Raw genomic sequence first — 10,856 nt, 5'->3', positions numbered from 1 at the left:
TGTAAGAAGAGGTGATCGGGGACTGCCACCGCTCGCCGGGGCCGTAATGGTGGGAAGTCGACAGCGGGTGCCCGGTACGCTGGGGTTGTTTCACGTGAAACACAGACCCCGATTCGCGAAGACTGGATGAACGACGATGCATCGGTACAGGTCCCACACCTGCGGCGAGCTCCGCGCCTCTGACGTCGGCACCGACGTCCGGCTGAGTGGCTGGCTGCACAATCGGCGCGACCTGGGCGGCATCCTCTTCATCGATCTGCGTGACCACTACGGCATCACGCAGCTTGTCGCCCGTCCGGGTACCGAGGCGTACGAGGCGCTGGACAAGCTCTCCAAGGAGTCGACGGTCCGCGTCGACGGCAAGGTCGTCTCCCGCGGTGCCGAGAACATCAACCCCGACCTGCCCACCGGCGAGATCGAGGTCGAGGTCGGCGAGGTCGAGCTGCTCGGCGCCGCCCAGCCGCTGCCCTTCACGATCAACACCGAGGACGGGGTCAACGAGGAGCGGCGCCTGGAGTACCGCTTCCTGGACCTGCGCCGCGAGCGCATGCACCGCAACATCATGCTGCGCACGGCCGTCATCTCGGCCATCCGGCACAAGATGACCGCGCTCGGCTTCAACGAGATGGCGACGCCGATCCTGTCCGCCACCTCGCCCGAGGGCGCCCGCGACTTCGTGGTCCCCTCCCGGCTGCACGCGGGCAAGTTCTACGCGCTCCCGCAGGCCCCGCAGCAGTTCAAGCAGCTGCTGATGATCTCCGGCTTCGACCGCTACTTCCAGATCGCGCCCTGCTTCCGCGACGAGGACGCGCGCGCGGACCGCTCGCCGGGCGAGTTCTACCAGCTCGACGTCGAGATGAGCTTCGTCGAGCAGGAGGACGTCTTCCAGCCGATCGAGCAGCTCATGACCGAGCTGTTCGAGGAGTTCGGCAACGGCCGCCACGTGACCTCTCCGTTCCCGCGGATCCCGTTCCGCGAGGCGATGCTGAAGTACGGCTCCGACAAGCCGGACCTGCGCGCCAAGCTGGAGCTCGTCGACATCACCGACGTCTTCGAGGGCTCGGAGTTCAAGGCCTTCGCCGGCAAGCACGTCCGCGCGCTGCCGGTCCCGGCCGTCCAGGACCAGCCCCGGAAGTTCTTCGACCAGCTCGGTGACTTCGCCGTCTCGCTGGGCGCCAAGGGCCTGGCCTGGGTACGCGTCGCCGAGGACGGCTCGCTGACCGGCCCGATCGCGAAGTTCCTCACCGAGGAGAACGTCGCCGAGCTGACCAAGCGCCTCTCCCTGGCCGCCGGCCACGCCGTCTTCTTCGGCGCGGGCGAGTTCGACGAGGTCTCGAAGATCATGGGCGCGGTGCGGGTCGAGGCCGCCAAGCGCGCCGGGCACTTCGAGGAGGGCGTCTTCCGCTTCTGCTGGGTCGTCGACTTCCCGATGTACGAGAAGGACGAGGAGACCGGCGCGATCGACTTCTCGCACAACCCCTTCTCGATGCCGCAGGGCGGTCTGGAGGCCCTTCGGACCCAGGACCCGCTGGACATCCTGGGCTGGCAGTACGACATCGTCTGCAACGGTGTCGAGCTGTCCTCCGGCGCGATCCGGAACCACGACCCGGAGATCATGCTCAAGGCCTTCGAGATCGCGGGTTACGACCGCGAGACCGTCGAGGAGAAGTTCGCCGGCATGCTGCGCGCCTTCCGCTTCGGTGCCCCGCCGCACGGCGGCATCGCCCCTGGCGTCGACCGCATCGTCATGCTGCTGGCCGACGAGCCCAACATCCGCGAGACGATCGCCTTCCCGCTCAACGGCAACGCCCAGGACCTGATGATGGGCGCCCCGACGGAGCTGGACGAGGCGCGGCTGAGGGAGCTGCACCTGTCGGTGCGCAAGCCGCAGCCGAAGTAGGCGGCACATCGCGCGAAGCGGCCCGGTCCCCTGGTGGGGTCCGGGCCGCTCCGCGTCGGTGGCGGGGTCAGAGCAGGGGCAGGCTGTCGCCGCCGAGCAGTTGGTATCCGCTCGCCGGGAGTCCGAACTGCGAGGTGGTGAACATCCTGCTGCCCGTCCCGGTGGGCCGGGTGTTCCCGCCGGGCAGCACCCAGGCGGCCCCCGCGTAGTTGTTCTCCCCGACCGCGGAGACGATCAGTTCGGGCTTCCCGTCGCGGTTCACGTCGCCCGCGGACAGGTTCGTGCCGAAGCGGTCCCCCGGCTCGCTGCCGCCGGGGACGTCCGGGGTTTCCTGGCCGTAGGTGTAGGAGCCGGCGCCCGGGGTCCCGGTGCGGGTGCCGGGGATGACGGTGACCATGCCGGCGGAGCCCACGGTGCCCAGCTTCTCGTTGGGCGAGCCCACCGCGATGTCGGCGACACCGTCGCGGTCGAAGTCCGCGACCACCACGGAGGCGCCGAACTCGTCGTCCTTCTCCCCGGCGCCCGGGAGACCGGGGCTGTCCTGGGAGATCACGGTCGGCTCGGTGTCGTCGGCCACGCCCCCCGGGCCACCGTAGTAGATCAGCACCCGCCCGCCGAGCTCGCCGTCCACACCGCGCTGCTCGGGCTCGTCGGGGTCACCCGCGACGATGTCGCCATAGCCGTCGCCGTTGACGTCACCGACGGCGGCGACGAGGGCGTCGCCGTTGTCGAGGGGATCCTCCAGCATGCCCGCGGGGTTGATGGAGATCAGTCCACCGGTGTGGCCTCCCGCGCGTCCGGAGACCGGAATCAGGTCGGCGTGGCCGTCCCGGTCGAGGTCACCGGCCGTGACGGACCCGAACCACATGCCCATTCCGGGTTCCGAGGAGGCGGGATCCTGGGTACGGGTGAAGGGGCCACCGAAGACCTGTGTGCCGTTCCAGCCCCCCGCCGAGACCAGGCTCGTCGACGAGGACTCCTTCCCGGCGGCGGCCACGTCGCGGCCGAAGCGGTCCTGGTCCGCCGGCGTCGGCAGGGTCCGCCCCGACACCAGGCCCGAGCGGCTGCCCCACAGGACCGTGACCATGCCCTTGTCCACGCCCTCGGCGAGATCCTCGTACGGCGAGCCGACGATCAGGTCGGCGAAGCCGTCGCGGTCGAGGTCGGCGGAGGCGGTGGACGCACCGAAGTAGTCGCCCCGTTCGGCACCGCCGGGGACTCCCGGCGAGTTCTGGGTGATGAACGCCCGGGACGTCGCGGAGAGTCCGGAGGCCGAGCCGTACAGGACGATCACGGCACCGGCCGCCTCCTGTCCGGCGACCGCGGCGGCGGGCACCCGCAGGACGGCGTCCCGGTAGCCGTCGCCGTTGAAGTCGGCGGGCACGGTGTCCCCGGCCGCGTGCGCGGCGGTCGGCACCAGGGCGCCGCCGCCGAGCAGACCGGCGAGCAGGACGGCGGCGATTCTCCGGCGTCCGCCCACGGAGTCGTGCTTCATGACCATGCGAGCTCCTTCACTCAGGTCAGGAACCGGTAGCCGCCCCAGCCGGTCGAGATCTGCGACCGGGCGCCGAACGAGCCCTTGCCGTCCCCGTTGTTGCGCCACAGGGTGCCGCTGCTGTCACGGGAGACCAGGTCGGCCTTGCCGTCGTCGGTGAGGTCGCCGACGACGAGGACGGCGTTGTAGGTGGCGCCCCAGTTGCCGAACACCTTGGCGCGGGCGGCGAAGGTGCCGTTGCCCCTGCCGTTGTAGCGGTAGAGGGTGTTGGCGGTGTCCTGGACGAGGAGGTCGCCGATGCCGTCGCCGTTGAGGTCGCCGGTGCCGACGATCTTCTTGTACGCCTTCCAGTTGTCGGCCAGCTTCACGCGGGCGGACAGCTTGCCGGTGCTGGTGGCGGTGTAGAGGTAGATCGCGCCGGTGGAGGCGTCGCGCGCGATCAGGTCGGCGCGTCCGTCGCCGCTGACGTCGCCGGGTGAGGTGAGGACGTCGTACTGGTTCCAGCCGCCGGTGCCCACGACGGTGTACGTCGTGGCGGGCTTGGCCGCCGCTCCGCAGGCCGGCTTGTACAGGCGCAGGGAACCGTCGCTCGGCCGTACGAGCAGGTCATTGCAGCGGTCCCCACTCATGTCGGCGACCGGGACGGCCCTGATGTTCGTCGCCCAGCCGCTCGCGGACACCTTGGTGCCGAACCCGCCGGTTCCGGTGCCGCTGTGGAAGGTGAGGCCGCCGGAGGAGTTCAGGGTGAGCAGGTCGCCCCGTCCGTCCGGCCCGTCGGGGCTGACGTGGTCGTGGGGCACGGGCGCGCCCCGCAGCAGGTAGCCCTTGCCGGTGGCCACGGTGACCGGGGTGGTGGTGCCGAGGCCGGTGGCCTTGAGCGTCCACGTGTAGGCGCCGTTGGGGAAGTAGGCACCGCTCGCCGTCCGGCCGTTCCAGGTCGCCGAGACCTCGCCGGTGGTGGCGCCGCCGGTGACGGTCCGGGTGGCCCTGCCGGTGGTGCCGCTCTGCACCGAGGTGAAGGTCAGCGACCATCCGGCTGCGGGCCGGGACAGCTGCCAGTGGCCCGCCCACGGCTCCGACGAGGGCGGTTCGACGAGGTACCCGGCCTCGGTGCGGAAGACGGTCGGCGCGGACGGAGTGATGCCGGTGGTGGCGACGTGCGTGCGCTCGTACGCGTCGAACCAGGCGACGAGGCCGGTGTACTCGTCGACGGTCCACCGGTAGCGCCGGTCGGCGGCGAGGCCGGTGTCCTTCAGACCGGAGGCGATCACGCGGGCGGTGCCGGTGGCCGCGTCGGTGAGGACGAGGGTGCGGGCGGCGCGGTCGTGGCGGACCGTGAAGCCGTCGCCGAGCAGCACGTCCCCGGGGGCGACGGTGGTCGACGTGGCGGCCTTGGTGTCGTACACGCCGGCCGAGGCCGTGCCGCAGGACCAGTACACCCAGCGGCCGGCCGCCTGGAGCTCGGTCGGCACGCAGCCCAGCTTCGGAACCGTGACCGTGGTGAGGGTCTTGCGCTGGGTGAGGCTGTACGAGGTGAGCGTGCCGGCCGTGGTGGTGGCGCTCCACAGGGTGGAGCCGTTCAGGGCCGCGGCGCGCACGGAGCGCTTCATCTGCTGTCCGTAGCCGAACTCGCCGACGTACTGCATCGGGGATGCGCCACCGGAGTTGTAGACCGCGTAGCCGTCGGAGACGTCGACGATCTCGCCGCCCGCGGTACCGAACGCCAGGCTGCTGTTGGACCATCCGTCGAGGGTGGCGACCAGCCGGTCGGCGTCCGCCAGGCCGCTGCCGCCGTCGTAGTAGGTCTCGAGGTGGACGTCCTCGGGGTCGGTTCCGGTGTTGCCCCACAGCGCCGAGCAGGCGGTGCCCGGGTAGGGGCACTCGGCGGCGATCGCGTCGCCCGCCTCGGCGTCCGAGGCGCTCAGTGTGGCTCCGCCGTCGGTCGTGAGGGTGCGTACGGACGTGGTGTCCATGACGCTGTTGCCCGGGTCGTCCTCGGCGACGCGCAGGCTGCCGCGGCTGAGGGCGATACCGGTCTTGGCGTTCTCCACGGCCGGGACCTGGTGCAGCTTCTCCAGCTTCGGTGAGCCGTCCGCGGCGAGACTGACCCGCTGCACCCACCAGTCGGTGGCACCGGTGCCGCCCGTGACCAGGGCGGTGTCGCCGGGAGCGGGGGCCGTGTACGCGCCGGCGGAGTTCAGCAGCGTCCTCGTCGAGCCGTCGGTCACCGAGACAGCGAGCAGCTTGGACGTGGCGGTGTCCGTGTCGCGGGCGAACAGCAGCCAGTCGCCGATCAGGACCGGCTTGCCGTCGAGGACGGTGGGGCCGGGCACGGTGACGACCTTCTCGGGGGCGGCCAGGTCGGTGCGGGACTTCAGGTGCAGCCGACCTGACTCGTACCAGCCGATCCGGTCCTCGCTCATCACGAAGTGGGTGGCGTAGCCCGTGCCGGCGGACACCTCGGTGTTCACCGCCGAGTCCAGATCGACGTACCTGAGCGCCGCACCGCGCTCGAAGAGCACGCCCTCGGGGTCCGCGGCGACGATCTCCTTGTCCCGGATGTCGGCGGGCGCGCCGGTGATGGGGCGTCTGCGCTGTTCGCCGTCGACGACGTCGATGAGGCTGTCGCTGGTGACGACGGTGTCACCGGCCAGCGCCCGGTAGTAGTCGTACGCGTCACCGGTGGTCACGTTCGTCCGCCGGTCCGTCGCCGGATCCCAGAGCGTGACGGAGTTGCTCGTCAGGGCCGGCGGAAGGGCGACCAGGTCGGTGTCGGTGCCGTACCAGGCGGTGCGGCACTCGGCGCCGATGACGTCGCATCCGGCGCCCGGGGTGTAGACGCTGCCGTCGGCGTTCCTCACGGTGACGGTGGTGCCGTCGGCGGGGTTCGTCCACAGCATGCCGGGCACCCCGCCCGACCGGTGCAGGAACCCGCTCGGGCCGGCGGCGTACGGCCGCTCGGCGCGCGGTGTCGTGGAGCCGGGGTCCGGCAGTGTGATCTCCGTGGTGGCGGAGGCCGCCGTGGTGGCGGCCTCGGCCGTACCGTCGCCGTCCGGCAGGACGACGAGGGAAGCGGCCGCCACGGCGACCGCGAGCGAGGAGACGGCGGCGGCTCGACCGCCCCGTCCCTGGGCGTGTCTGCCCACTGAGGTTCCCTCCCCGCGAGGGCCCCTGCCCTCGCACAAGTGGCCGGATGTTATCAGTCCTCGTGCGAGGGCGGGCGGGGCTTTTCGCCCAGGTGGGAGCCGACTCCGGGGCCGGCCCTAGCGCGCCACGAACTGGGTCAGGATGGCCTGGACCTCGTAGATGTCGACGCCCTTGGTGAAGGTCTTCTCGACCGGGGTCGGGCTGCCGGAGATCCAGATCTTCAGCTCGGCGTCGAGGTCGAAGGTGCCGGCCGTCTCGACGGCGAAGTGGGTGATGCTGCGGTACGGGATCGAGTGGTACTCGGTCTTCTTGCCCGTGATGCCCTGCTTGTCGACCAGGATCAGCCGGCGGTCGGTGAACAGGATGGTGTCGCGGATCAGCAGGTACGCGGCGTGCACCTGCTCGCCGTGGCCGAGCAGGCGCGCGTAGTCCTGCTGGGCCTGGGCCGGGTCGATGCTGTGCGCGTTGCCGAACAGTGCCATGGAATCCCCCCACGTGAGTGGCGACGGCCGGCCGGCCGTCTTGACGGGATCTTCGCAGAACGAGGGGCCGGGGAGAAGATCTTGCCCTCCCCGGCCCCTCGCTGTGGCAGACGCGTTACGCGGTCGGCTTCTCCTCGAGACGCGGGAAGAGGACCGCGCCCTTGGTGACCGTCGAACCGGCCGGCAGCCGGCCCCAGTCCGCCGCCTCCTGGACCTTCTGGTCCGCGAGGCCGCCGAGGCTCGCCTCCGCGCCGAGGGAGTCCCAGAGCTTCTGGGACGTCTCCGGCATGACCGGGTTCAGCAGGACCGCGACCGCGCGGAGCGACTCCGCGGCCGTGTAGAGGATCGTCGCCAGGCGGGCCTTGCCCTCCTCGGACGTGTCCTTGGCGACCTTCCAGGGCTCCTGCTCGGTGATGTAGCCGTTGACCTGCTTGACGAAGTCGAAGACGGCCAGGATGCCGCCCTGGAAGTCCAGCTCCTCGCCGATCTTACGGTCGGCCTCGGCGACGGCCTTGGCCAGACCGTCGTGGATCGCCTTCTCGGCCTCGCCGTCGGCCGCGGACTCGGGCAGCGTGCCGCCGAAGTACTTGCCGACCATGGCCGCCACACGGGAGGCGAGGTTGCCGTAGTCGTTGGCCAGCTCGCTGGTGTAGCGGGCGGAGAAGTCCTCCCAGGAGAAGGAGCCGTCCTGGCCGAAGGCGATCGCGCGCAGGAAGTACCAGCGGTAGGCGTCGACGCCGAAGTGCGAGGTCAGGTCCTGCGGCTTGATGCCGGTCAGGTTGGACTTCGACATCTTCTCGCCGCCGACCATCAGCCAGCCGTTGGCGGCGACCTTCCCCGGCAGCGGCAGGCCCTGCGCCATCAGCATCGCGGGCCAGATCACCGCGTGGAAGCGGAGGATGTCCTTGCCGACCAGGTGCACGTCGGCCGGGAAGGTGGCCTCGAACTTCTCCTGGTTCTCGTTGTAGCCGACCGCCGTGGCGTAGTTCAGCAGTGCGTCGACCCACACGTAGATGACGTGCTTGTCGTCCCAGGGGATCGGGATGCCCCAGTCGAAGGTCGAGCGGGAGATGGAGAGGTCCTGCAGGCCCTGGCGGACGAAGTTCACGACCTCGTTGCGCGCGGACTCGGGCTGGATGAAGCCCGGGTTGGCCTCGTAGTGGGCGAGCAGCTTCTCGCCGTACTCGCTCAGCTTGAAGAAGTAGTTCTCCTCCGCGAGGATCTCCACCGGCTTCTTGTGGATCGGGCACAGCTTCTGGCCCGCGTACTCGCCCTCGCCGTCGAGCAGCTCGCCCGGGAGCTTGTACTCCTCGCAGCCCACGCAGTACGGGCCCTCGTAGCCGCCCTTGTAGATCTCGCCCTTGTCGTACAGGTCCTGCACGAACTCCTGGACGCGGTCGGTGTGCCGCTTCTGCGTGGTGCGGATGAAGTCGTCGTTCGCGATCTCCAGGTGTTCCCAGAGAGGCTTCCACGCCTCCGTGACGAGCTTGTCGGCCCACTGCTGCGGGCTGACGCCGTTCGCCTCCGCGGTGCGCATGATCTTCTGACCGTGCTCGTCCGTGCCGGTGAGGTACCACACCTTCTCGCCGCGCTGACGATGCCAGCGCGTGAGCACGTCCCCTGCGACGGTCGTGTAGGCGTGGCCCAGGTGAGGAGCGTCGTTGACGTAGTAGATGGGGGTGCTGACGTAGAACGCCTTGCCACCCTGCTTCTCGGTTCCAGTGGCCGCCATGGTCGAAATCCTACTGGGCGCACGAAGATCGACTCACACGCGTTTCGCGGGGTGGACGAGGGGGTGGACCGGGGCGGGCCCGGGGCGGCGCCGGGGCGGCTCTGTCCACCCCCCTCGTGGCCTACGGCCGCCAGGACGCCAGTACGCCCTCGTAGAGCTCCGTGTCCGTCAGCTCGCGGGGGGTCTCGCCGGCGAGGAAGTGGGACGTGTTGTCCGTCCTCAGCTTGCGGAGGTAGTCGAACGCCTTGTTCTCCGGGTCACCGAAGGCGACGAAGGCGAAGAACACGGACGGGTGGTTCTTCGCGGCGTCCGTGAGGGACTGGGTGGCGGGGGTCTTGGCGTCCGGGGCGCCGTCCGTCTGGAAGACCACCAGGGCGGGGGTGCCGGCGGTTTCCTTCTCGTGGTGGGCGAGGACCGCCTCGACGGCAGCGTGGTAGCTGGTGCGGCCCATGCGGCCGAGGCCGGCGTGCAGCTCGTCGATCTTGTTCTCGTGGTCGGTGAGGGTCAGCTCGCCGGTGCCGTCCACTTCCGTGGAGAAGAACGTGACGTGGACCGTGGCCTCGGGGTCCAGGTGGGCGGCGAGGGCGAGGGTCTGCTCGGCGAGCGCCTGGGCGGAGCCGTCCTTGTAGTACGGGCGCATGGAGGCGGAGCGGTCCAGGACCAGGTAGACCTTGGCGCGGGTGCCGGTGAGGGAGTGCTTCTTGAGGGTGGCGCCGGCGGCCTTGTAGGCGGTCGTGAGGCCGGGGGCGCGGGAGCGGATGCGGGTGGCGGGGGTGGCGGGTTTCGGGGCTGCGGCCTCGGCTTCGCCTTCGGCCTTCGTGTTCCCACCCGCACCACCCGTGCTGCTTTCGTCGTCGGGTGCGGGCGGCCCCTGTGGGGCGTCCTCGCCGTCGGCGGCTGTCGCGGGTTCGGGGGCGGGGGTGGTCGCTGCCGGCTCGGGCTGCGGTTCCGGCTCGGGCGTCGCCTCCGGGGTCGTCGCGGGCGGCGCTGTGGTCGCCTCGGGTTCCGGGGCGGTTTCAGGGGCGGGCTCCTGGGGGGCCTCCGCTGCCGGCTCCGGCTCCGGCTTCGACTCGGTCCCTGCCGTTACCTCCGGTTCCGGTTCGGCGGGTGCTGCCTCCGGCTTCGGTTCGACAGCCGTTACTTCCGCCTTCGGTTCGGCGGCTGCTGCCTCCGGCTTCGGTTCGGCGGGTGCTGCCTCCGGCTTCGGTTCGGCAGGCGCTGATTCCGGTTCCGGCTCGGCAGCCGTTACTTCCGCCTTCGGTTCGGCGGCTGCTGCCTCCGGCTTCGGCTCGGCGGGTGCTGATTTCGGTTCCGGCTCGGCAGCCGTTACTTCCGCCTTCGGTTCGGCGGCTGCTGCCTCCGGCTTCGGTTCGGCGGGTGCTGCCTCCGGTTCCGGTTCCGGCTGCGTAGAGGCTGCCTCCGGCTTCGGCTCGGCAGGTGCCTCTTCCACCTGCGGGTCGGCAGGCGCTGCCTCCGGTTCCGTAGAGGCTGCCTCCGGCTGCTGGTCCGGTGTGGTCCTCGAAGAGTCCTGGGGCGGTTCGGCCGTCGTTCGTTCGTCGGGGGACTGGGACGGCTTCGGGACCGTGACGTTGTCGAAGGCCGCGGCGACGAGTTCGTGTTCGTCGCCGGTGGCCGTGCGGGGCTCGGGGACGTGGGCCTTGGGCGCGGGCTCGGTGGGTTCGGGGGACGTGGCGGGCTGGGCCGGGAGCTTCGGTTCCGGCGTGGCCGGCGCCGTGTCCTGGGCGGCCGGCGTCGCCGTCTCCCGCGGCGCATCCTCCGCCTGGGCGGCCCGTGCTCTGCGTGACCGCCCGAACGCGTTCCGCAGGAGAGTGAGAATGCCCATGTGCGCAACCCTTCGCGTGAGTTGATGCCCGTCAATCCCTGGCCAGGACGGACACGTAAGGTTAGCGGCCCCGGCTTGTGATCTTGTGCAGGGTCTGCCATGAATGTCCGGACGCGTCAAGGGACGGATCGAGCCGCCGGAGGCGTCGCGGCGGGGGTGGTTGGCAATTCCCTTACGGCTGCTGCGGGTTCACCCGGTGTTCATCCCACCGCCCGTCTCCCGCACATATGTGCTCCTACGGTCGCGCTGACACCAAG

General features: G+C 70.6%; 6 protein-coding genes. 1 reads left to right on the top strand and 5 read right to left on the bottom strand.

The window, feature by feature from the left end:
* Positions 1 to 136 precede the first annotated feature (136 nt).
* Positions 137 to 1,900, top strand: a complete 1,764-nt coding sequence (gene aspS, locus IE260_RS06350) for an aspartate--tRNA ligase (protein ID WP_189869483.1) — start codon at positions 137 to 139, stop codon at positions 1,898 to 1,900.
* Positions 1,901 to 1,967: 67 nt separating this feature from the next.
* Here the strand turns inward: aspS and IE260_RS06345 are convergent, their stop codons facing one another.
* From IE260_RS06345 to IE260_RS06325, 5 genes are all read right to left on the bottom strand, one after another.
* Entirely contained in the window at positions 1,968 to 3,395 is a 1,428-nt protein-coding gene (locus IE260_RS06345) for a VCBS repeat-containing protein (RefSeq protein ID WP_229880461.1), read from the bottom strand.
* A gap of 20 nt (positions 3,396 to 3,415) precedes the next feature.
* Positions 3,416 to 6,541, bottom strand: a complete 3,126-nt coding sequence (locus IE260_RS06340; RefSeq protein WP_189869481.1) for an FG-GAP-like repeat-containing protein — start codon at positions 6,539 to 6,541, stop codon at positions 3,416 to 3,418.
* Positions 6,542 to 6,658: 117 nt separating this feature from the next.
* Entirely contained in the window at positions 6,659 to 7,024 is a 366-nt protein-coding gene (locus IE260_RS06335; protein WP_189869480.1) for a PH domain-containing protein, read from the bottom strand.
* 115 nt (positions 7,025 to 7,139) lie between these two features.
* Positions 7,140 to 8,756: a methionine--tRNA ligase gene (metG, locus tag IE260_RS06330; RefSeq protein ID WP_189869479.1), complete on the bottom strand. Its 1,617-nt coding sequence runs from the start codon at positions 8,754 to 8,756 to the stop codon at positions 7,140 to 7,142.
* Between the two features lie 121 nt (positions 8,757 to 8,877).
* The gene (locus tag IE260_RS06325) at positions 8,878 to 10,599 is read right to left on the bottom strand and encodes a VWA domain-containing protein (protein WP_189869478.1); all 1,722 of its coding nucleotides are present in this window, start codon (positions 10,597 to 10,599) and stop codon (positions 8,878 to 8,880) included.
* Positions 10,600 to 10,856: the final 257 nt, after the last annotated feature.

It is taken from the genome of Streptomyces viridiviolaceus (assembly GCF_014650995.1).
Classification (GTDB): Bacteria; Actinomycetota; Actinomycetes; order Streptomycetales; family Streptomycetaceae; genus Streptomyces; species Streptomyces viridiviolaceus.
Note: the sequence above shows the minus strand (reverse complement) of the source record. Positions and strands in the feature narration are given on the sequence as shown.